This is a genomic window from Salinibacterium sp. GXW1014 (assembly GCF_044769865.1).
Taxonomy (GTDB): Bacteria; Actinomycetota; Actinomycetes; order Actinomycetales; family Microbacteriaceae; genus Homoserinimonas.
Genome location: NZ_JBIZWA010000001.1, coordinates 278,089 through 300,893 on the forward strand (window position 1 = coordinate 278,089; position 22,805 = coordinate 300,893).

Below are 22,805 nucleotides of genomic sequence, written 5' to 3' on the forward strand. Positions count from 1 at the left end.
GGTCACTGGGATGCCGTGAAGAGGCGCTCGAGCGCGTCCTGGAGGCGCTCGTCGGCTTCGGCGGCCGCGACGAGGTCGTTGGCCGCGTATGCAGCTTCACGGTCCTGCAGTGCCTTCTGCGCATCGGCGAGGGCCGTATCAAAGCCTGGCGCGCCAGGCTCGCTCGGCGTCGTCGGAGCCTCTGGGTCAGAGGGCTCCGCCGGGTCGATCGGCTCGGTCGGGTCGATGGGCGTCGTCGGCACACCCTCGTCACCCGCGTTGGCACCGGAGTCGCCACCGAAGATCGCATCGAGCGCGGCATCCAGGCTGTCTTCGAAGGCGATCTCCTCACCGAAGGAGACAAGCACCTTCTGGAGTACCGGGAAGCTGGTCTCACCCGTGGACTGCACGTAGATCGGCTGCACGTAGAGCAGGCCGCCACCGACGGGCAGGGTCAGCAGGTTTCCTCGGCGCACCGTCGTCGAGCCCTGGTTGAGGATGTTGAGGTCCCTCGATACGACCGGGTCGGCGTTGAAGTTGTTCTGCACCTGGCCCGGGCCGGGAACCGTGTCATCCTTCGGCAGCGTGAGCAGCGTGAACTCACCGTAGTTCTCACCCGCATCCGCATTGACCGCGAGGTAGCCGGTCAAGACGTTTCGGGTTCCCTCACCCGAGGAACGCGGGATGTAGGTGCTGTAAAGGCTGAACGCCGGCTCTTCCATTCCGGGGAGCTGCATCGACAGGTAGTACGGCGGTTGCGACTTCGCGGCCGCGGCACTCGCGGTGGGCTCCGGCGGGGTCACCCACGCGTCGTCACCCGAATAGAACGAGTTCGCATCTGTCACGTGGTACGTGCCCAGGATGGCACGCTGCACCTTGAAGAGGTCGGCCGGGTAGCGCACGTGCGAACGCAGGTCCTCGCTCATCTCACTGGCCGGCTTCAGCGTGGTCGGGAAGATCTTCTGCCAGGTCGCGAGGACGGGGTCCTCCTCGTCCCACGCGTAGAGCGTGACCTCGCCAGAGTAGGCGTCAACCGTCGCCTTGACCGAGTTGCGGATGTAGTTGATCTGGTCGAGCGCGACGAGCGGCTCCTCCGTGTAGGTGTCGACGATCGCCTCGCTGAGCGCCTGCACGTCGGAGTAGGGATACTCGGCGCTTGTCGTGTAGCCATCGACGATCCAGACGACCTTTTCGTCAACGACTGCAGGGTAGGCCTCGCTGTCGAGCGTCAGGTACGGCGCAACCTTCTGCACCCGATCGCGGGGATCGCGGTCGTAGAGGATCTGCGATTCCTCGTTGACGGCATCCGACAGCACGATCTGCTCCGACTGGAACTTGATGGCGTAGACGAGCTGCTTGAAGATGTTGTCGAGCTTCGGCCCGCCGTCGCCCTGGTAGGTCGTCGTTGCGTTACGGTCGCTGTTCTCGCCACCTGCCGGGTAGTCGAGTTCGATCTCGGGAGCGCCCTCTGGGGCACCGACGATCGAGTAGAGCGGCGACTCCTCACCAAAGTAGATGCGCGGCTCGTACTCGCCAAGCACACCAGTGCTCGGGATGCCCGACTGGATGAACTCGGGCATCCCGTCTGGCGTGCGCTGGTTGCCAGCCGCCGCGACGACGCCGAAACCGTGCGTGTAGACGAAGGTCTCGTTGTAGCGGCTGTTGCTGCCACCAGTGTTGGCCGCGTTGACCTCGCGCACCGCGATGACCGTGTCTTGCACCTCGCCGTCAACCTCATAACGGTCAACATCGAGGTGGTCGGCAAAGGAGTAGTACTGGCGGATCTGCTCGAGCTGGCGGAACGAGTCAGACACGAGCGCGGGGTCAAGGATTCGGATGCTCGCCGTCGTCTCCGCGTCGCCGCGGAGCTGGCCGGGCTCGGCATCCGTCGTCGCCGAGTACGGCGTCTCGACGACCTCGCTCACGCCGTAGGCGGCGCGCGTCGCCTCGATGTTGCGCTCCAGGTACTCGGCCTCGAGCGAACGCACGCTCGGCTCGACCTGGAAGCGCTGCACGATCCACGGGTAGACACTGCCCACGAGGATCGACACGACGATGAGCAGCGCAGTGCCGATGATCGGCAGACGCCAGCGCCCGATGACCGCCGTGACGATGAAGAGGATTGCGACGAATGCGGCGACGCCGGCGATGATCGCCTTACCGGGGATCACGGCGTTGACGTCGGTGTAGGAAGCGCCGTAGAGCAGGCCGCTGCTCGTCTCAGAGAGCGTCGCGTACTGGTCGAGCCAGAACGAGACCGCCTGCAGCAGCAGGTAGATCGCACCGGTGATGGCGAGCTGGATGCGCGCCGTCTTGGAGATGCGCACCTCTCGGCCGCTGACCCGGATGGCGCCGTAGAGGTAGCTCGTCGCAAGCGCCGCGAGGGCGGAGATGATGACGACCGCCGACGCGAAGGTCACGATGCCCTGATAGAAGGGCAGCTCGAAGAGGTAGAAGGAGATGTCGAGGCCGAACTGTGGGTCGGTCTCACCCATGGGGGTGCGGTTGAGCCACATGAGCGCCTGCTCCCAGCGGGTCGCCGAAGCGATACCCGCGAAGAAGCCGAAGACGACCGGGATGCCGAAGGTTGCCAGTCGACGCAGCGGCTCGACGACCTCCTGGTAGCGGTCGAGCTGCGCATTGAGCTTGGCGTACACCGGTCGCCGACGGAAGGCGATCTCGATGCTGAGCCAGACGGGCAGGGCCATGCCGAAGAACCCGATGAGGAACATGACGGCGGTCGCGAGCCACTGCGTGATGAGCACCGACTCGAAGCCGAGTTGCTGGAACCAGAGCCAGTCGGTGTAGAGCCCCGCGAAGACGAAGAAGAGGAGCACTACCGCGGCGATGATCACCGCCGTGATGACGAGTGTTCCTCGCCGTCGCGTTTCGGGTGTCTGTGAAGTTGCGGAAGTCAAGCGGTACTCCTGGCTCGGTGCTGCACTCGGTGCTCGGGCGGGGTACGGCCTAGCTTAACGCGGAAAGCATGGATGCCGCCGCGCGACCTCAGCCGCAGGAGGGCAGCGACTCGGCGTCGCCCTCGCTGATCGCGTCAAGCGCCGTCACCGCGTCGCTGAGCGTCTCGACCGCGATCACCCGCAGGTTCTGCGGCTCGTGGCCGATTGTCTCGGCGCAGTTCCGCTCGGGCACGAACATCCACTCCGCGCCCGCACGCGCAGCACCGTACATCTTCTGGCGCACACCGCCGATGGCTCCCACGCGACCGTCGGCCGTGATGGTTCCCGTGCCAGCGATGTGCTCCCCGCCCGTCTGCTGGCCCGGCGTGAGCTTGTCCATGATGCCGAGGGCAAACATGAGGCCAGCGGACGGACCGCCGACGCTGTCGAGGGTGATCTCCACATCCACGGGAAGCTCGTAGTCGACCTGCACACCGACCCCGACGACCGGGATCGGTTCCTCACCCTCCGACATGACGGGCGTGATCTCGACGTCGAACTGCTCGCCGTCGCGAAGCACGGTGACCGTGGCCGGGGTCCGCGTGCCATGGGCGGCAAACGCCGAACGCAGGGTCGAGACATCCGAGTAGGCCGTCCCATCGACCGCGACGATGACGTCGCCCGGCTCGATCAGCCCCTCTGCGGGATAGCCCTCGGCGACGCTCGCGATCGTGAGGGTGCCCTCGACCTCGTGGCCGAGCTCGCGAAGGGCCGCCGCGACCGCCTCGCGCTGCGAATTCTCCATCTCGACGCGGTTGGCCTCCTCGGCCTCCTCGAAGCTCGTGTTCTCGGGATACACCGAATCGAGGGGCACGACCGAGCGGCTGCGGTCGAACCACGCGCTGATGACGGAGAACCAGCCCGTGCGGGTCGCGCGACTGCCGACGACACTGACCGTGAGCAGGTCGAGGGATCCGCTCGTCTCATAGGTCTCGGCATCGATGTCGATCAGTTCGGTCTCATCGCCGTCGATCTCGACCGTGCCGAGGGTGTCGTAGACGGGCCCCGGCTCCTGGATCACATACGGAGTCGGCACGAAGGAGAGCACGATGGCCGCGACGAGGGCGACAACAAGGAGCCACCACCCGAACCGTGCCTGCGGCGCACCACGACCGTGCTCCCGCTCAGCGGGCGAGGGGAAGAGCGACACCGTGGTCCTTTCGTGGTCTGTTCGCCACGGGCGCACAGGTGAGACAACCGCCTCGGGGCAAAACACAGGGACCCCGGGGCATGCAGCGGCTAGCGTAGTCGGCATGGCTGACGATTCCCAGCGCGACCCGGGCGACGAACTCCGCGACATGCTCAGGGAGCTGCTCTCCGGCAACGGGGAGATCGACCCGAGCCGCCTTGCGGGCGCCGCCGGCCTCCCCGACGACCCCGCCCTGATCGCCCAGATGATCAACCAGCTTCAAGGGGCGCTGCGCCACAGCGGTGACGGCGTCAACTGGGACCTCGCGCTCGACCAGGCGAAGGCGATCTCGGCGTCGACGAGCACACCTGTGACCCCCGCCGACCGAGAGGCGCTGCAGCAGGTGCTCGGCGTCGCCGCCCTCTGGCTCGGTGAGGTCACGTCGATCGCAGAACTCACCGCAGAACCCCACATCCTCAGTCGCGAGGCGTGGGTCGAGTCGACCATGCCGGTCTGGACCCAGCTCGCCGAGCCCGTCGCGACGAGCATCGCGGATGCACTCACCGAGGTGCTTCGCGAGCAGGCGCCCGAAGAGCTCTCCGGCATGCTGGCCAACGCCGGCCAGCTCATGCGCAACGTGGGTGGCACCCTCTTCGCGATGCAGCTCGGCCATGTCGTGGGGCAGCTCTCGACAGAGGTCGTCTCGGGCGGCGACATCGGCATCCCGCTGCTTGGCGCATCCGCCTCATCGTCCGAACACCAGGCGGCGATCGTGGCGCAGAACGTGGCGGCATTCGGCGAGGGGCTCGACATCGCGGCCGACCAGGTGCAGCTCTACCTCTCGGTGCGGGAACTCGCGCACGCGCGCCTCTTCCGTCACGCCAAATGGCTGCGGCTGCAGCTCATGACCTCCATCACGGAATACGCGCGCGGCATCCACATCGACACGGAGCCGCTGCAGGATCTCGCCGCCGACCTCGACCCCTCAAACCCCGAGCAGCTGCGCGAGGCGCTCGCGAGCGGCGCACTCATCCCGCCGAAGTCCGACGCCCAGATCGCGGCACTCGCCAAGCTCGAAACCCTCCTCGCCCTCATCGAGGGTTGGGTCGACGTCGTCACCGCGCAGGCCACGACGCGCCTGCCCTCGAGCGGCGCGATCGCCGAGATGGTGCGCCGTCGGCGTGCGGCAGGCGGCCCCGCCGAGTCGGCCTTCGCCACGCTCGTCGGCCTCGAGCTGCGCCCGCGACGCCTGCGCGAAGCCGCCGCCATGTGGCAGAAGGTAACGGATGCGGTGGGCGCCGAGAAGCGCGACTCCCTCTGGTCGCACCCCGACCTGCTGCCGACCTCGGACGACGTCGACAACCCCGACGCCCTCGTCGCGCGGCTGACCGACACAGAGCCGCAGCTCGACGACATCGACCGCGCGATCGAGGACCTGCTGGGCGACGAGAGCGGGGACCGCCCGCACGAGGCCTGAGCCGCCTCCCCTGTGGAAAACTCTGTCCACCCCTCACGGGTTTGCCTCATCATCGCGATGTGCCCCTGAGACTCGACCCCCGACTCCCCCTCGTGTGGCGATCCCCCGACAGCCTGCAGATCGGCGTCGACAGGGCCATCGTCGTGCTCGAATCCGTCACGAATGCCGAGGAGCGGATGCTCGCGGCACTCGTCGGCGGCACGACGGATGCCGCGCTCGCCCTCCTCGCCGAGACGGCCGGTGCGACGCCCGATGAGACAGCCGCGCTGCTTCGGCGGGTCGCCCCCGCACTCGTGCCCGCCGCCGAGACGGACGCCCCGTTGCGACCGCGCGACATCGTCGTGACGGGCGTCGGCCCGACCGCCGACCGCATCCGCTATGTGCTCGAGGAGCGCGGGATGCTGCTGCGGGATGCCGGCGAGCACGATCGACCGGACCTCGCGATCGTTGTGGCCCACTTCGTTGTCGACCCCGCCGACCGGGCTCGCTGGCTGAGCCTCGACGTGCCGCACCTGCCCGTGCTGCTCGGAGACAGATCGGCTCGCCTCGGCCCGCTCATCGAACCCGGCCAGAGCGCATGCCTGCAGTGCCTCGAACTGCACCGCCGCGACGATGACGCTGCGTGGCCCGCCATGGCGGCCCAGCTCTGGGGGCGGGCGGCCGCGGTCGATACCCCCCTCTTCGCGGGAGAACTCGTGTGCCAGGTCATGAGGCTCGTGGAACGGCGGCTCGACACGGGGGCACCGCGAAACGTGAACTCAGTGACGGTGGATGCCGCGAGCGGGCTGCGGACTACGACCGCCTGGCAGATGCATCCGGAGTGCGGCTGCGCAACTCCCCCAGGAAGCGACTCGACCGGCGGTCGCCGGCCCGCTGCTGCCCCCGCGACCACGACAGGTGCAGGCGCTCCCGTGCTCGCGTAACGCCCACATAGAGCAGGCGGCGCTCCTCCTCGATGGCCTCGTCATCCTTGGCGTAACTGATCGGCAGCAGCCCCTCGCTGAGCCCGATGAGGTAGACGCTCGCCCACTCGAGGCCCTTCGCCGCGTGGATCGTCGCGAGCGTGACGGCGCGCTGGGTGGGCTCGTTCTGGGTCGCGGCGCGATGACTGAGCTCGTCGACGAAGGATCGCAGGGTGGCGCCCCGGCCCGCCTCCTCCGCGAGCGCCATGATCGTGTTGAGCGACTCCCATCGGTCGCGCACGGCGCCCCTGCCCTCGGGCTCCTCCTGGGTCCAGCCGAGTGAGCGCAGCACGTCGCTGACGGTCTTGAAGAGCGGCTCGGGGGTGCCGCCGACCGCCGCACCCTTCAGCATCATGACCGCCTGCTTGACCTCGGGAAGTTCAAAGAACCGGGTCGCGCCCGTCACCCTGGTGCTCACGCCCACGTCGGCGAGCGCGGTGTCGATCGCGACCGCCTGCGAGTTCACCCGGTAGAGCACCGCGATGTCCTGCGGGCGCGTGCCCGCGGCGATCTCGGCCGCGATGGCACGGGCGGTCGCCCGAGCCTCCGCCATGTCATTGTCGTACGCGGTGACGGCGGGAGGTTCCGCCGTCGAAGCGACCCCCTTCGCGAGCGGTGCGGGATGCAGCATCAGGGCTCCCGGCCGATCACGCATGAGGCGGTTCGCGGTCTCGATGATGGGGGCGAGTGAACGGTAGTTGCGCTCGAGCCGTACGACCGTGGCATCCGGATAGTCAGAGGGGAAGCGCAGCAGGAAGCGGGAGGAGGCGCCAGCGAAGGAGTAGATCGTCTGGCTCGCGTCGCCGACGACGCAGACGTCGCGGCGGTCCCCGAGCCAGAGCTGTAGCAGGTAGTGCTGCAGGGGCGAGACGTCTTGGTACTCGTCGATGACGAAGAAGCGATACTGCTCCCGCACCTGCTCGGCGACCCGCGGCTCCGACTCGACCATCCCGGCCGTCGCCAGCAGCACGTCTTCGAAGTCGAGCTGGCGCCGCTCGTCCTTGAGGTCCTCGTAGGCCTGATGCATCGCGAGCATCTTCTCGAGGTCCAGCTGCTGCGGGAGGGTGCGCTCCGCCTCCGCGTACTCCGCGAGGCTCAGGCGCGAGACCTTGCGCCACTCGATCTCCGCAGCGAGGTCGCGCAGCGTTGCCGTGTCGAGCCGCAGCCGCAGGCGTTCTGCCGCCTGCCCGAGCATCCGGCCCTTGCTCTCAAGGATGCGCGGCATCGCGCCGCCGATCACCTGCGGCCAGAAGTAGCCCAGCTGGGAGAGGGCGGCCGCGTGGAAGGTGCGGGCAGAGACGCCTCCCGCCCCGAGCCGAGCGAGGCGGGCGCGCAGCTCCCCCGCCGCCTTGGCCGTGAAGGTGAGCGCCATGACCCGGTTGGGGGCATAGACACCGGATGCGACGCCATAGGCGATCCGGTGGGTGATCGCGGTCGTCTTTCCGGTTCCCGCACCCGCGAGCATGCAGACGGGGCCGTGGGTCGCCTGCGCCGCCTCGCGCTGTTCCTCATCGAGGTGCGCGAGCAGGGCATCCGCGCTCGGTGGCTCGTTCATCGAGCCCTGCCCACCGCGGTGCCGTCGACGATCTCGCCGCCGTACCAGTGCTCGATGATGGCGCGGGCAATCGAGACACGGCCGGGAAGGATGATGTCGTCGAGCGACGCCGCCAGCTCTTCGCGACTGAACCAGCGCAACTCGAGGATTTCCTCGCCATCCGGCGTCAGTCGGGATTCGCGCGAGGCATCGACCCGCGCTGTGAATCCCAGCATGAGCGACGCGGGGAAGGGCCAGGGCTGCGAACCCAGGTACTCGAAGTCGGTGACCCAGAGCCCGCTCTCCTCCAGCACCTCCCGCTCGACCGCGCCTTCGAGCGACTCGCCGGGCTCCACGAAGCCCGCGAGAAGCGAGAAGCGGTTCGACTCCCACTGCGCATTCGAGCCGAGCAGGAGGCGGTCGGAATCATCCAGCACCGCCACGATGATCGAAGGGTCGATTCGGGGATAGATGTCGTGCTCAGGATCGACACCGCGGCGCACCCAGCCCGCCTGCACAACCTCCGTCGGCTGGCCGGTGCGCGGCGAGAAGCGGTGCGAGCTGTGCCAGTTGAACAGCGCGACCGCCTGCGTCAGCAGTTCAACGTCGAGCGGGGTGGCCGAAGTGCCGAGCGAACGGAGGTTCTGCCAGTTCGCGGCGGAGGGCGCGGAGGGAATCTGCTCGACGTCGCGCGGCACCGCGATCGCCAGCACAGCGGCGCCTCCAGGGAGGCTCCCCTGCTGTTCGATCGTGCGCCCCAGGTAGACGAGGGCGTCGGCGCTCTCGATCAGCTCTGCGGGGATCTCGGATGCCGCGAGGAGCGCGAGCGAACCGGAGTCGACGAGGGCTGCGCCACGGCGGACGACGATGGCACGGGTCGCGGGGTCCGCAAGCAGTGCCGGGATCGCGTCAGAGCGCAGGCGGGTCGGCACGTCGCGATCGAGCCCGGAGCGCCAGACGGGAAGGCGCGCCGGCATCGGCTGTGGCATGCGGAACCAATCTCGTTGAATGGCGTGGTTGGGCATCCGCCTTTCGCGTGGCGTTCTGCCCGAGGCGACCCGAATCGACCTAGCCTGTCTGTATGGCCAGATCGCATCTCACTTTAGCCGCCTTGGCCACCGCCGCCGTCGAAGGACTGGACGCCAGGGAGGTGGGCGGCTACGACTCCGGCGACGAGAGCGACTTCGACTCCGCCGTCGTCACAGGCACCGACGGACGCCACTGGATCGTGCGCGTTCCGCGTTCCGAGCGTGCCGAACTCGAGCAGCAGGCCGACATGACGGCGCTGCGCGCCCTGAGCGTCGGAGTGCGCGGTCGCCTGCCCTTCGAGGTGACGCGCGTCGCGGGCCAGACCCCTGTCGGCACCACGCGCGCGGTCGTGACAGAGTTCGTCTACGGCGATCGGGTGCACCTCGACGCCATCCCCGCCGGCGAGGGCCTCGCGACCTCGATCGGCCGTGCCATCGCCGCGATCCACACGCTCCCCACGAGCTTCGTGGGCGACTCCGGCCTTCCCGTACGCTCGCCCCAGGAGTGCTTGCGCTCGCTCGTCGGTGTGCTCGACCGGGCTGCCGCGACCAACCTTGTTCCCGTCGCCCTGCTGCGCCGGTGGGAACGCGCCACGGAGGATTCGGCGCTGTGGCAGTTCATGCCCACCGTCATCAATGGCGCCATGACGGCAGAATCCTTCCTGCGCTCGGGCAATGAGGTGTCTGGGGTCAACGGATGGCACGCGCTCTCGGTCGACGACCCGGCGCGCGATCTTGCGTGGCTGCTCGCCGCCCGCGACCCTGCCGTCGCGGAGTCGGCGCTCGATGCCTACCAGGTGGCGCGCGGCTCGAGCGATCGACAGATCGCGCAGCGCGCCCGCCTGTATTCGGAGCTCGAACTGGCGAAGTGGCTGCTGCACGGCAAGCAGGAACGCAGCACCGCGATCGTTGATGACGCGGTCGCACTGCTCCACGCGCTCATGGACCGTGTCGAGACCGACATGGATACGAAGATCACGCACGAGACCATGCCGGTGATGGCGGTTGACGAGGTCGAGGCGATGCTCGACGAGCGAGAGCGGCGCGGCGACGCCCAGTCATAGCGCGCGTCATTCCTAGCGCGGTCTCGTCATAGCGCGCGGGCGCTCAGTTGCCCTTGCCTCGCTCCTGCGATTCCAGCCAGAGTCGCTCGAGCTCATCCTTCTCGAAGATGCGTCGCGGGCTGATGATCGCGTCGTCGGCGACGTAGTAGAACACCGCGTCGATGCGGGATGCCTCGATGCCTTTCCATTCGGCGTAGGCCTGGCGATAGAGCGCGAGCTGCAGTTGCCGGTCTTCGAGCTCCCGGTCGTCGCGGGGCGCCTTTCCGGTCTTCCAGTCGACGACCTCGTAGCGTGCCTGGCCGTCGGCGCCCGGCTCTGTCTCGTAGACCGCGTCGATCTTGCAGACGACGATGCGGCCCGCGAGGGGAAGGTGGATCTCCCGTTCGACCTCGAGGGGCGTGATGCCCGCCCAGCGGGACGCCTCGAAGGTGCGCTTGAGCACCTCCAGCTGCGCTTCCTGTGTGACCTCGTCCGCGCCCTCCTCCATATCGAGTTCGCCGGGGAAGGCGTCGATCTCTTCAAGCGCCCCGTGCACGCCGTAGCGGTGCTCGACCCACTCGTGGAAGAGCGTGCCGAGTCGCGTTGCGCGGTAGGGCCGCTCGGGCATGGGGCGCCGCAATTCGGCCGCAGTCTCATCAGGAGCCGTGACGTAGTCCTTGAACCGCGACGCGGGCACGCGCACGGGCGTCTCGCTCTGGGCATCCTTGCGTCCTCGGACGCGCCGCTCCTCAAGGAGCAGCTCGAGGTCGGCCTGCCACCTGCCCTCGTCGAGGGCTACACCTGCGGCGCGCTGGACACGCGCGGCGCGCACGCGCTCGGCGGCGTCCTCGACGTTCCTTCGGCGCCCTCCGAGGGGATCCTCCGGCCAGGTGAAGACGAGGTCGTCGGTCGTGCCGGGGTCGCTCTCGTTCTGCGGTACCTCTGGCGGCGGCGCCACGATGCCGGCATCCGCGAGCGAGAGGAGGTAGCGGCTGGGGCGCCGCGCCTTCGTCTGGCCAGACCAGAACGACCCGGTCAGCAGGAGCCGGTGCCGTGCACGGGTGACGGCAACGTAGGCGAGCCGTCTCTCCTCACGCTCCTGGTGCTCGCCGACCGTGGCCTTGAACACCTTGATCGTCTCGACGAGTTGCTTGCGGGTCGTCGCTGTGCGCCAGTCCAGGGTCGGGAGTTCGGCGGCGTCGCCGCGGAACTCCCACGGGAGCCTGCCGAAGCCGAGCCACGCCCCCGTGCCCTCGAGCGGGGTCGCCGGCAGTTCGCCCTCGACCATGCGGGGCACGACGATGATGTCGCGTTCGAGTCCCTTCGAGCCGTGGATCGTCATGAGCTGCACGACGCCCGGCTCTGGTTCCTCGGGACGGGGAGCCAGGTTGTCGCGCCATTCGGCCTCGCGCAACCACGCGAGGAAGCTGCGGAGGCTCGGCGCATCGTCGACGGCGAGATAGTTGGCCAGCGCGTCGTAGAAGGCGTCGAGCGGCGCCCGGCCGAGCACCCGATCGGGATTGGATGCGACCTCGACGTCGATCATGAGCTCCTGCTCGCACATCGTCACGAGGTCGAGGAGGTCGAGACCGGCACGGCCGCGCAGGCGTGCGAGCAGGGTTCCGGCCTCGCGCATCCGTCCGACGCCGACCTCGCTGAGGCCCGTGATGAGCGAATGGTCCGGCTTCGCCGTCGCAAGGAAGTCGAGCGCCTCGACGAGCGATGCACCCTCGTCGTCGGCGACCGAGTCCCGCAGTCGCTGCACGACGTCGTCGTCGAGCCTGCGCTGGGCGAAGTCGCGCCGACTGAGCACGGATGCGATGCGTCGCAGCCCGTGGAGGTCGCGGGCGCCGATGCGCCAGCGAGGGCCCGCGAGCAGGCGCACGAGTTCCGACCCGGCGGATGGATCGGACAGCACGGTGAGCGCACAGACGAGGTCGGCCACCTCGGGCTCCTCCATCAGCCCGCCGACACCGAGCACGTGGAAGGGAACGCCGTGCTGGCGCAGCGCCTCCACGAAGGCGCGCTGCGTGCGACGGGTGCGGAAGAGCATGGCGGCGGTCGCCTGCCGGGGCGTGCCGCCCTCGATGACCGGTTCCCTGAGGCGCTGGGCGAGCCAGCGGGCGACGGTGTCGGCCTCCCCAGCGAGGTCTTCCTCGAAGGCGGATTCGACCGCGTGATGGGAGGCGGCCGGTGAGGGCGCGAGGCGCTCGACCTGCACGCGCGTCGCGGCGGTGAGCGGCTCGACGATAACGTTCGCGGCGTCCAGGATGCGCGTGCCGTTGCGCCAGCTCGTGCTCAGCGAGTACTGCTGGACGCCACCCTCCGGGCCCGCGAACTGCCGCGCGTAGTCCTCGAGGTTCGCCGAGCTCGCGCCGCGCCATCCGTAGATCGACTGGTGCGGATCGCCGACCGCCATGACCGCGTGGTCGCCGAAGAGTTCGGCGAGCAGCCAGGTCTGCACGACGCTCGTGTCTTGGTATTCGTCGAGCAGCACGACCCGGTAACGGTCACGGAGTTCCTCGCGAATCCGGGGCACACCCCGCACGAGGTCGAGCGCGAGGGCGACCTGGTCTGAGTACTCGACAAAACCGCGGGCCGCCTTTGCCGCCTGGAACTGCTGCGCGAGTTCGATGAGCACTGGCAGTGCCCCGACGGCTCCGACCTGCTTCATGACATCACGGAACTCGCCGCGGCCGCCGAGCGGAAGCTCCTCGAGTGCCGCGAACTCCCCCGCCATGGCCACGACGGCATCGGGCTCTGCGATGTTCTCGACGAGGCCGTGGCTGACCTCGAGCACCGCCTTCGTGATGACGTCGACGCTCTTGCCGAGCAGGCCGAGCCGTTCGTCGCTGCTCTGCGTCACGATCCTGCGCGCGAGCTGCCATGCGGATGCCTCGCCCAGCACGTCTCCGTCTGGTTCCCGCCCGAGCAGCAGGGCGTTGTCGCGGTAGATGGTGTTGGCGAAGGAGTTGTAGGTCGCGACGCTCGGGGAATCGAAGGGATCGCGCTCGCCCGGCACGAGGCCCTGCCTGTCGAGTTCGTCGAGGCGCTGGCGGATGCGCTCCCCGAGCTCTCCCGCCGCCTTGCGCGTGAAGGTAAGGCCGAGGATCTGCCCGGGCGCGACGTGGCCGTTCGCGACGAGCCAGAGCACGCGTGCGGCCATGGTCTCGGTCTTGCCGCTGCCGGCTCCCGCGACGACGAGCGCCGGGCCGAGCGGCGATTCGATGACGGCGCGTTGCTGCGGCGTCGGCCGATGGTGGCCGAGCGTGTCGGCAATCGTGTCGGCGCTGATGGCCGCGGCGGGCCGAGCGGCATCCTGGCCTTCGCGCTCGCTAATGAGCAGGTCAGTCACTCGTCACCGCCCTCACCCGGTGCAGGCGCCGCGCGGCGGCTCCCGGTCGGCGGTCATCGATCTCGCGGCTGCCCTGGAACGCGGCCGCCGCCATGCCACGCGCAGCGATGGCGATGCGCTCGCGGAACTCCTGGAGCTGCTCCGGCGTGAGTGGTGCCTGCATGCCCTCACGGTAGGACTTGCCTCCGACACCCTCCTTCACGAAGAGGAGCTTCGCTCCCCCGGGCGCGTGCCCGCCGTGCGGCGCGAGCGCCTCGTCGAGGAGACCCTCCGCGTACGCGAGCTGGTAGGCGGCAAGCTGCGGATGCGCGTCGAGCACACTCTGTTTCGTCTCAGGCCTACCGGTCTTGAGGTCGACGATGACGACGCTTCCGTCGGGTGAGCGTTCGACCCGGTCGATCGAGCCGCGCACGCGGGCACGATCGACATCGAGCTCGAAGCGACTCTCGGCACCGATGAGTTCCTTGCGCTCCCGCGTGAAGTCACCGAGGTACTCGGCGACCCCCGCCGCGAGCGCTCGGGTGGCCGCACGTTCCTTCTCTGCGAGCCACGGTGCCTCGAAGACGAGTTCGCTCCACCTCGATTCGATGGCCTGCCACACCCCTTCAACGCTCGTGTCCTCGCTCGTCTCCATCGCCCAGTGCACGATCGTGCCGATGCTCATGGCGGTGCTGGGAGCGGAGCCGGAGAGCGAGTCGATGAACCAGTCGAGCGGGGACTCCTCGAAGGCGCTGAGCCGCGAGGGCGAGACGGGAACCTGCTCGTCGTCGTCGAAGACGGGCTCGGTCGTCGACGGCGTGAGGAGACCGTGCCAGTCTCCGGGGTCCGCCCCGGGGACCGCCTCGTCGGCGAGGTGCGCGAGGGCCGCGGCGGCGGCGTCGCGCGAGGCGGCGGAGCCGTCCCTGCGCGACAGCTCGTGCCGCAGGCGGCCCGTGAGCCCGCGGAGCGACAGCGGGATCGGGGAGGTGGCGTCGAGTCTCGCGGCGCCATCCGGCACGAGGGAGAAGAACACGCTCGGCGCCTCGTCGTCGTTCGCAACGGAGCTCACGATGATTTCGCGACGGCAGCGTGACGCGGCGAGCGCGAACATGCGGAGTTCGTCATCGCGCACGAGGCGACGTTCATCGAGCGTCGCGGTGTCGCCGGCGGCCGCGCGCGCGAGGTCCTGCGCCCCGAGCAGGGTGCCCCGGATGCGAAGGTTCGGCCAGACGCCCTCCTGCACGCCGGCGAGGGCCACCGTGTCGAACTCGAGCCCCACGACTCCCGAGGACGTGGTGACGAGCACGGCCTCGCCCCGCGCCTGCGGCGAGAGCGTGTCTTCGGGCACGTCGGCGTCGAGCACATCGTCGAGGAACACCCGCGCGGGGGCGCCGGGATCTCGCTCCACGAAGCGCTTGGCCGCCGAGAACAGGGCCACGATGCCGTCGAGATTGCGGTGTGCCTCGTCGGCGACGATGCCGCTGCCCATCGCGTCGTCGTACCAGCGTCGGTGCAGGCCGCTGCGTTCCCATGCGAGCCACAGCAGCTCCTCGATGGAGGCGTCGTCGTCGTGTGCCTGCCGTACGGCAGCCAGCGTCGCCGCCAGGCGTTCGGCCCGGCGGGCCGAACGGTGGTCGATCGTGGCGAAGCGCCCGGGCCCCTCAAGTGCCTCGACGATCAGCGCATCCGCGCCTCGGTCGCCGCCGCCCGTGATCTCCTCCGCTCGCAGCGCGAGCCGAAGCCGACGAAGGTCGAGCCGGTCGAGTTGCCCGAACGGGCCGAGCAGCAGGTCTGCCGCCGCCGCGGCTGTCAGCGGCGTGCGCCCCATGCCGATGTCGACCACGCCCAGGAGGCTTCGCGCCGCACCATCGTCGCGAAGCGGGCGCGCGGCGAGTGTCGTGCGCGTGGGCACCTCCGCGAGCGAGAGCGCTCGAGCGATCGCCGGCACCTGGGCGCCACTGCGCACGATGACGGCCATGTCAGACCAGGCGACACCGTGCATGAGGTGCCGCTCGCGCAACCTCCGCGCGATCGCGGAACGCTCGCGCGATGGCGTGGGGGCCTCCACGAGCGCGATCGAACCCTCGGAGGGCTCGGCGGTCGTGGCCCCGCGCTGGCCTGTGAGGCCAGCGGTGCCGATGTGGGCGGTGACGGACGACACGAAGCGGGTGAGGAGCGCGCCCTGCCGATGCACCGTGCCGAGTTCGAGCAGCCGTGTCTCGACGCCCAGCACCTGGGAGAGCTGGCCAAGGGCATCCGCCTCGCCCCCTCGGAACGCGTTGGCCGCCGTGTCGGGGTTGCCGAACGCGACGACCGCCGTGCCGCGCTCGGCGAGTGCGGCGAGCACGCTGAGCGTCGAACGGGTCGCCTCCTGCGCGTCATCGACGAGCACGAGGCGCAGGGGCGCCGCGATGTCGCCCGGCCGGCCGCGCTGAAGCTCGCGCACGGCGCGCTCCACGAGTTCTGTCGAGTCGAGCTGGTGGGGCCGCTGCAGGCCGAGCACGTCGTGATATTCGGCCAGGAGCTCACCCGCGGCGACCCACTCGGGACGGTCGCGCTCGAGACCGAGTGTCTTCAGCCGGGCGGGCGAGATGCCGTGTTCCGTGCTCCGCATGAGCAGCTCACGGAGCTCCGTGCGGAACCCGCGGGTGCGTCGTACATCGGCGCTGAGGTGCTCGGGCCAGCGAGGGCCTGCGCCATCCTCGATATGGCCCTCGAGCAACCCGGCCAGGTCGGCATCCTGCTCACCACCGGTGATGAGGGTGGGGCGCGGCCGACCATCGGCGCGGGCGGCCGCGCCCACGATGTCGAAGGCCAGGGAGTTCACGGTGCGGGCGAGTGGCCCCGTCGTGGGACGCGCGACGCGCAGCGCCAGTCGGTCGCGCAGGCGGGTCGCCGACACTCGGCTCGAGGTCAGTACGAGCACCTCGGTCGGGTCCCAGCCGAGGTCGAGGATGCGGTGGGCGGCCAGTTCGACCATGGCCGTGGTCTTGCCCGTGCCCGGTGCACCGACGACCGCGGCGGAGACGCCGGGCGGCAGGGCGAGCACGGCTCGCTGCGCGTCGTCCAGCATGGGGATGTCGAGGTGGGTGGGTGCAGCGTCGTCGACCACATCACGCACCTCATCTCGCATGCCTCAACGCTAGCGGCGGCCACCGACACGACGCCCCCATTGCGCCGTGGACGAACGCCGGCTCGTCGCGGGGCGCCATGTCGTACTCTGGGCACGTGGAAATTCGAATCGGCATCATCAACAGCGCCCGCGAGATCAGCTTCGAGTCGAGCCAGTCCGCGGCGGACATCCAGGCGGTCGTGGCGCAGGCCCTCGACACCGACGCGAAGTACTTCAGTCTCAAGGACGACAAGGACAGCCTCTATGTCGTGCCGGTCGCCTCGCTCGGTTACCTCGAGATCGGTGCCGAGAACCCCCGCCGGGTGGGTTTCGTAGCGTGAGCATGGAGATGCTGTTCGCCGTGCTCGGCGGACTCATCCTCTCGCTCGCGGTGCACTTCGCCCTGCCACGGCGCGAGCTTCGGGGGGCCGCGCTCCTCGCTGCGATCGGCACGGCGGTGTCAGCCGTCGTCTGGAGTGCGCTCACGTGGCTCGGCTTGCCCTTCGACGGCGGCTGGATCTGGGTCGCCTCGATCGCAGCAGGTCCCGTCGTCGCGCTCATCGCTGGCCTAGTCCTTCCGAAACGCCGCATCGCGGCCGACGAGCAGCTCTTCGAGAAGCTCGCCAAGGGCTAGGAGCGCCACCTCACCCAAAGCGGGTGCCGCGCATCCAGCCGCCTTCAAGGGAGCGGTCCTAACGTCGCGACCATGAGCCGCGTGGTGATCTTTGCTCCATCCCCTTTCCTCACCGTCACGGTCGAGAACCATGGCGCTGGCGACGAATTGCACCTCCACGCGGGAGGCCAGGGTGTCTGGCAGGGCCGGATGCTCCGGCGCATGGGCGTCGAGGTCACGATGTGTTGCGCCCTCATTGGCGAGGGCGGCACCGTGCTCGGCCCTCTCCTATCGGATGAGGGATTCACGGTCGAGGCCGTCAAGGTCGACGGCAACGGCGGCGGCTATGTGCACGACCGGCGTGGCGGCGAACGCGAATCGATCGTCGAGATCGACGGCTCGCCCCTCGACAGGCACACCCTCGACGAGCTCTACACCCTCACGCTTCGCGAGGCGGTCGGTGCTGACGCCGTCATTTTGAGCGGCCCGGCCGGAGATGAGACGCTCCCTGCCGAGGTGTATCGCCGACTTGCCACAGATCTCGGTGCCGCCGGCTGCACCGTCATCGTCGACCTCGCCGGTGAGCGGCTCTCGGCGGCCCTCGAGGGCGGTGTCGATGTCGTCAAGGTGAGCGATGAGGAGTTGCTCGCCGACGGTCGCGCGAGCAAGGCCGACGACGACAGCATCATGGCGGGGATGCGCGCCATGGCCCAGGAGGGCGCCCGCTCGGTGATCGTCAGCCGATCCCCCGAGCCGATCCTCGTGCTCCAGGACGGTACCTTCCACGAGGTGCACATGCCCGAGTTCGAGGCGGCCGACACGCGGGGTGCGGGCGATTCCCTCACTGCCGGCGTGACGGCGGCCATCGCGCGCGGCGAATCACTCGTCGATGCCGTGCGTCTCGGTGCCGCGGCGGGGGCCCTCAATGTGACCCGCCACGGACTCGGCACGGGCGACGCCGAGGCGATCGAGAAACTGCGCACCCTCGCTGAGGTGCGTCCCGCGACGCAGGAGACGGCGGATGCCGCGACCACCATGACACCGGGAGACCTGGCCGCACGGGCCGAGGAGGAGTGAAGACAGCAATGACCACGGCACTCATCACGAACGACGACGGAATCGATTCGCCCGGCCTGCACAGCCTTGCCCGCATGGCGATTGAGGCTGGGCTCGATGTCGTCATCGCGGGCCCCTCGGAGCAGTCGAGCGGCAGCAGCGCATCGATCCTGGGCGCGAACGCCCACGGGCGCGTGCCGTACTCCCGGCGTGAGCTGGAGGGCTTCGACATCCCCGTCTTCGCCGTCGACGCCGCGCCGGCCCTGATCTCGCTGATCGCCGCCCATGGCGCCTTCGGCTTCGTGCCCGACCTCGTCTTCTCTGGGGTCAACCGCGGCGCGAATGTGGGGCATGCGATCCTCCACTCCGGCACGGTGGGTGCGGCCCTCACGGCAGGAGTCAACGGAGCGCGCGGTCTTGCCGTCTCGCTCGACGTCGGCATGGATCCGGATGCCTGCCTGTGGGATGCCGCCGCACCGCACGTCTCCCACCTCGTGCCCCTTCTGCTCGAGCAGCCGGCCGGCACGGTCTTCAACCTCAACGTGCCGAATGTCGATGCGAAGACCGAGCTGAGGGAGGGACAGCTCGCCGCCTTCGGTATCGTGCAGACGCTCACGGCGGTCGGGGGCGACGACGATGTACGCCTCGAGGTCTCCGACACTCCCGCCGACCAGGAGGAGGGCACGGATGCGGCACTCCTGCGGGCGGGCCATGCGACCGTGACGAACATCACGGGCGTGCGCGAGGCATCCGTCGCCGTGCTCGCGAACTGAGCGCTTGGCCAGAAGCCGCAGCCTTCACGCGCGGAGCGCGCGAGCGTCCCTTCGGATGGCGACGGCCTTCGGCCACGTGATCACGAGCGCGAAGAAGACGCCGATGACGGCGCCGATGGAGTTCGAGGCCAGGTCGCGTGGGTCGGCGACCCGCTCGGGCAGCATGAGCTGGATCGCCTCGATGCCGACCGTGAGCGCGACGGCGAGGACGATGGCGCCCCACCAGAGCCGGCGGCCGAGCAGCAGCACGAACATGAGCCCGAGGGGCACGAACATGAGCACGTTCGCCGTGAACTCGACGCCGCTGTAGGTGACCCAGTCGGTCGCATCGTGGCGCTGCAGCCACCGGATGACCCGCAGCAGCAGGCCGCGTCCTTCGTCGTCGAGCGGTTGCGGGCCCAGCGTGATCCACGCGACGACGGCGAGGTAGCCGAAGGTCGTGAGGCTCAGGATGGGGTGGCGCCGCAGCATCCGTCAATCATGGTGGACACGGTCTGTGAGCGCGCCGCCCACGCGCCGGGAAGTGGCTGGGCCTGCGCCTAGAACTCCTCGTGGGTATCGGGGTCCCCGTCCCAGAGCCGGCCGAACTCGAGGGCGCTGATCGCGGCGACCTGCTCGTCGTCGAGTTCGAAACCGAAGACGTCGAGATTCTCGCGCTGCCGCTCGGCGTCCCCAGACTTCGGCAGCGGGATGGCCCCGAGCTGCACGTGCCAGCGCAACACGACCTGGGTCGGGGTTACGCCGAGCGCTTCGGCGATCTGTACGATGGCGGGCTCGGTGGCGAAGTCCGCGTGCCGGGAGCCGAGCGGGCTCCAGCTCTGCGTCACGACGCCGTGCTCCCTGTGGAAGTCACGCAGCGGCTCCTGCGAGAAGCGCGGATGCAACTCCACCTGGTTGACGGCGGGCGTCACGCCGGTCTCCTCGATGAGTCGCGTGAGGTGTTGCGGCGTGAAGTTGCTGACCCCGATGGACCGAGCGAGACCGCGCTCGCGAAGCTCGATGAAGCCGCGCCAGGCATCGACATAGCGATCAACCTTCGGCAGGGGCCAGTGGATCAGGTAGAGGTCGACGTAGTCGAGCCCGAGGTTGCCGAGTGACTCCTCGAGGCTCGCGATCGCCTCGTCGAAGCCGTGGTGCCGACCGGGCAGCTTGGTCGTGACGAAAAGTTCCTCGCGCGAGACGGGCTGCTCAAGCCCGGCGGCGGCACGCACCGCCTCGCCGACCTCGCGCTCGTTGCCGTAGTTGAGGGCCGTGTCGAGCATCCGGTAGCCGGATGCGACGGCGGCGGTCATGGACGAGATGCCCTCGTCGCCCGTGAGCTTGTAGGTGCCGAGGCCGAGGGCCGGGATGTCGCGGCCGTCGTTCAGAGTGATCGTGGGGGTCGTCATGCCCCCAGTCTGCCTCGGGAGATGCGCGCCGGGTAGGCCGCGAACGCTCAGGCAGTGAGCCCGAGCGCGTCCATGCGTCGAGTGTGCGCCGCGATCAGTTCCGTGAAGACGGGCTCGAGCCGTGCCTCGTCTGGCGCAACCCGGCCGGGCACCGCGAGGGACGAGCGCGCGACGAGCAGGGTGTCGCCCACGAGACGCCGCCCCCACAGCGCAAGGCGCGACGCGAGCACGGGCTCAGCGTCGATCGCGCTGCGCAGCTGCTCGACGATGATGTGGCTGGGGTCGTCAGAGAGCACCTTCTGGATACGCTCGCGAGGAGCGGGAGGCAGTCCGTCGGCGAGGGCCAGGAAGAAGTCGGTCAGCATGCTGGCGGTGATGTAACTCGTCACGACGGTCTCGTGCCAGTCGCTGCTGCGCGTGCGTTCACGGAACGACTCGACGGGGGCAGCGAAGTACTCCATGAGCTCTTCCGGACGGTCTCCGCCCCGCTCGATCTCCTCGAGGAGGCCCTCCAGCTTCGAGAGCGACACGCGGGCGACCCGCGTGAGTGCGACCTTGTCTCGCGTCGTCGGAGAGTGCGCGATGGCCCCAGAGACGACCTCGAAGTTCGACAGCTGCAGCGATGCCGCCTGGCCCAGATAGCGCGGCAGGTCGGGCGTGAGCTCGGCAAGACTGACCCTGTTGACGGCCTGATCGGATGACGAGCGCCGCGGCTTGAGCTTGGGTGCGTGCACCGGACGGGGTCGGCGGCCGAAGAGGGACATCACGCATAAAGACTAGCGTCGAGGGGCTTATCAGACGGTCATCCCCTAAACTGGCTGGTAATGCCTCCCGCTTCTGGTGGAGGCTCCCTACGCCCCAGGTCAAGAGCGGGCGTACGCACGCTTCGGAACAGGGCACACTCATCGTGACTTCAGAACAGATCACCCCAGACACAGATTCAATCGAGATTGACGCGACGCCGGCTCCCGTCGTCGAGCAGACCTTCGCCGACCTCGGCATCGAACCAGACATGGTTGACGCGCTCGCGTCGAAGGGCATCCTCTCGCCCTTCCCCATCCAGGCCCAGACCATCCCCATGGGGCTCGGCGGCCAGGACATCATCGGCCAGGCCAAGACGGGCACGGGCAAGACCTTCGGCTTCGGCCTCCCCCTCCTGCAGTCGCTCGGCACCAACCCCGAGCCCGGCGTCAAGGCGCTCGTCGTCGTGCCGACCCGCGAGCTCTGCGTGCAGGTCGCGGAAGACCTGACGCTTGCCGCCTCCAACCGCTCCACCCAGGTCGCCGCGATTTATGGCGGCAAGGCCTACGAGGGCCAGATCGAGCAGCTCAAGGCGGGCGCACAGGTCGTCGTCGGCACCCCGGGCCGCCTGCTCGACCTCGCGAGCCAGCGCATGCTCTCGCTCAAGGACGTCAAGGTCATGGTGCTCGACGAGGCCGACAAGATGCTCGACCTCGGCTTCCTCTCCGACATCGAGAAGCTCTTCTCCCAGACCAACCCCACGCGACACACGATGCTGTTCTCCGCGACGATGCCCGGCCCCATCGTGGCCCTCGCGCGTCGCTTCATGAACAAGCCGATCCACATCCGCGCGACTGACCCCGACGAGGGCCTCACGCAGGCGAACATCAAGCACGTCGTCTACCGCGCCCACAGCCTCGACAAGGACGAGGTGATCGCGCGCATCCTGCAGGCCGAGGGCCGCGGCAAGACCGTTATCTTCACGCGCACCAAGCGTGCCGCCGCGAAGCTCGTCGAGGAACTGGGCGAGCGCGGCTTCAACGCCGCCGCCGTGCACGGTGACCTCAACCAGGACCAGCGTGAGCGCGCCATGGCCGCGTTCAAGGCCGGCAAGAAAGACATCCTGATCGCAACGGATGTCGCGGCACGCGGCATCGACGTCAATGACGTCACGCACGTCATCAATCACACCGTGCCCGACGACCACGACACCTACCTGCACCGCGCTGGCCGCACGGGCCGCGCCGGCAAGACGGGCATCGCGGTCACCTTCGTGGACTGGGACGACCTGCACAAGTGGGCGCTCATCAACCGCGCGCTCGAGATGGGCATCGACGAGCCCCTCGAGACCTACTCCTCCTCGCCGCACCTCTTCAGCGACCTCGACATTCCCGAGGGCACCAAGGGTCGTCTTGCGAGCGCGGGCCCCGTGCGGGCGCGTGAACCGCGCACGGGCGCCGCGGGCGCCTCGGGAGGTAGCCGTGGTGGCTCCGGCCGGCCCGCGCGCGAGCGTGGCGCCGCAGACGGTCGCCGCCGCCAGCACGGCCGCAGCGACGCCGAGAACGCAGCGAAGCCCGAGGGCGCTGGCACGCACGATGGCGGCGAGCCGCGTCGTCGGCGTCGCCGCACCCGCCGCCCCAGCACGGGCGCGGGCAGCACGCCGCCGCCCACCGCCTGAG

At 69.2% G+C, this 22,805-nt stretch carries 16 protein-coding genes; 7 read left to right on the plus strand and 9 right to left on the minus strand.

Annotation, left to right across the window (positions count from 1 at the left end; genetic code table 11):
• Positions 1–2: 2 nt before the first annotated feature.
• Both ACIQK7_RS01335 and ACIQK7_RS01340 read right to left on the minus strand, forming a co-directional pair.
• Positions 3–2,897, minus strand: a complete 2,895-nt coding sequence (locus tag ACIQK7_RS01335; RefSeq protein WP_403020468.1) for a UPF0182 family protein — start codon at positions 2,895–2,897, stop codon at positions 3–5.
• A gap of 88 nt (positions 2,898–2,985) precedes the next feature.
• Positions 2,986–4,086 carry a PDZ domain-containing protein gene (locus ACIQK7_RS01340; RefSeq protein ID WP_403020470.1) on the minus strand — a complete coding sequence of 367 codons (1,101 nt, stop codon included), beginning with the start codon at positions 4,084–4,086 and terminating at the stop codon, positions 2,986–2,988.
• A gap of 103 nt (positions 4,087–4,189) precedes the next feature.
• On the opposite strand from ACIQK7_RS01340, the gene ACIQK7_RS01345 reads away from it, so the two are divergent.
• A complete protein-coding gene (locus ACIQK7_RS01345) occupies positions 4,190–5,542 on the plus strand; it encodes a zinc-dependent metalloprotease (RefSeq protein ID WP_403020472.1) in 1,353 nt (450 codons plus the stop codon).
• A gap of 792 nt (positions 5,543–6,334) precedes the next feature.
• Here the strand turns inward: ACIQK7_RS01345 and ACIQK7_RS01350 are convergent.
• Together ACIQK7_RS01350 and nudC are read right to left on the minus strand one after the other, a co-directional pair.
• Complete coding sequence (locus ACIQK7_RS01350; protein ID WP_403020474.1) at positions 6,335–8,059, minus strand: ATP-dependent helicase; 1,725 nt, start codon at positions 8,057–8,059, stop codon at positions 6,335–6,337.
• Positions 8,056–9,027, minus strand: a complete 972-nt coding sequence (gene nudC / locus ACIQK7_RS01355; protein ID WP_403020476.1) for an NAD(+) diphosphatase — start codon at positions 9,025–9,027, stop codon at positions 8,056–8,058. The genes ACIQK7_RS01350 and nudC overlap by 4 nt, the downstream gene beginning before the upstream one ends.
• Positions 9,028–9,119: 92 nt before the next feature.
• On the opposite strand from nudC, the gene ACIQK7_RS01360 reads away from it, so the two are divergent.
• Positions 9,120–10,130 carry a phosphotransferase gene (locus tag ACIQK7_RS01360; RefSeq protein WP_403020478.1) on the plus strand — a complete coding sequence of 337 codons (1,011 nt, stop codon included), beginning with the start codon at positions 9,120–9,122 and terminating at the stop codon, positions 10,128–10,130.
• Between the two features lie 43 nt (positions 10,131–10,173).
• Here ACIQK7_RS01360 and ACIQK7_RS01365 read toward each other — a convergent pair whose 3' ends face one another.
• Positions 10,174–13,464 carry a UvrD-helicase domain-containing protein gene (locus tag ACIQK7_RS01365; protein WP_403020480.1) on the minus strand — a complete coding sequence of 1,097 codons (3,291 nt, stop codon included), beginning with the start codon at positions 13,462–13,464 and terminating at the stop codon, positions 10,174–10,176.
• Complete coding sequence (locus tag ACIQK7_RS01370) at positions 13,457–16,576, minus strand: ATP-dependent helicase (RefSeq protein ID WP_403020482.1); 3,120 nt, start codon at positions 16,574–16,576, stop codon at positions 13,457–13,459. The genes ACIQK7_RS01365 and ACIQK7_RS01370 overlap by 8 nt, the downstream gene beginning before the upstream one ends.
• Positions 16,577–16,671: 95 nt before the next feature.
• Here ACIQK7_RS01370 and ACIQK7_RS01375 point away from each other — a divergent pair, with 95 nt between their 5' ends.
• The 4 genes from ACIQK7_RS01375 to surE all read left to right on the plus strand — a co-directional run bounded on the left by ACIQK7_RS01375 (position 16,672) and on the right by surE (position 18,997).
• The gene (locus ACIQK7_RS01375; protein ID WP_147722057.1) at positions 16,672–16,896 is read left to right on the plus strand and encodes a DUF3107 domain-containing protein; all 225 of its coding nucleotides are present in this window, start codon (positions 16,672–16,674) and stop codon (positions 16,894–16,896) included.
• A gap of 2 nt (positions 16,897–16,898) precedes the next feature.
• Positions 16,899–17,189, plus strand: a complete 291-nt coding sequence (locus ACIQK7_RS01380) for a hypothetical protein (RefSeq protein ID WP_403020484.1) — start codon at positions 16,899–16,901, stop codon at positions 17,187–17,189.
• A gap of 72 nt (positions 17,190–17,261) precedes the next feature.
• The gene (locus ACIQK7_RS01385; RefSeq protein WP_403020486.1) at positions 17,262–18,245 is read left to right on the plus strand and encodes a 1-phosphofructokinase family hexose kinase; all 984 of its coding nucleotides are present in this window, start codon (positions 17,262–17,264) and stop codon (positions 18,243–18,245) included.
• A gap of 8 nt (positions 18,246–18,253) precedes the next feature.
• Complete coding sequence (gene surE, locus ACIQK7_RS01390; protein WP_403020489.1) at positions 18,254–18,997, plus strand: 5'/3'-nucleotidase SurE; 744 nt, start codon at positions 18,254–18,256, stop codon at positions 18,995–18,997.
• Between the two features lie 24 nt (positions 18,998–19,021).
• Here surE and ACIQK7_RS01395 read toward each other — a convergent pair whose 3' ends face one another.
• The 3 genes from ACIQK7_RS01395 to ACIQK7_RS01405 form a co-directional block, all read right to left on the minus strand.
• Positions 19,022–19,468 carry a VanZ family protein gene (locus ACIQK7_RS01395; RefSeq protein ID WP_403020492.1) on the minus strand — a complete coding sequence of 149 codons (447 nt, stop codon included), beginning with the start codon at positions 19,466–19,468 and terminating at the stop codon, positions 19,022–19,024.
• Positions 19,469–19,536: 68 nt separating this feature from the next.
• Entirely contained in the window at positions 19,537–20,385 is an 849-nt protein-coding gene (locus tag ACIQK7_RS01400; protein ID WP_403020494.1) for an aldo/keto reductase, read from the minus strand.
• A 47-nt stretch (positions 20,386–20,432) separates the two neighbouring features.
• Positions 20,433–21,149: a ferritin-like fold-containing protein gene (locus ACIQK7_RS01405; protein ID WP_403023911.1), complete on the minus strand. Its 717-nt coding sequence runs from the start codon at positions 21,147–21,149 to the stop codon at positions 20,433–20,435.
• A gap of 248 nt (positions 21,150–21,397) precedes the next feature.
• Here ACIQK7_RS01405 and ACIQK7_RS01410 point away from each other — a divergent pair, with 248 nt between their 5' ends.
• A complete protein-coding gene (locus ACIQK7_RS01410) occupies positions 21,398–22,804 on the plus strand; it encodes a DEAD/DEAH box helicase (RefSeq protein ID WP_403023913.1) in 1,407 nt (468 codons plus the stop codon).
• Position 22,805: the final 1 nt, after the last annotated feature.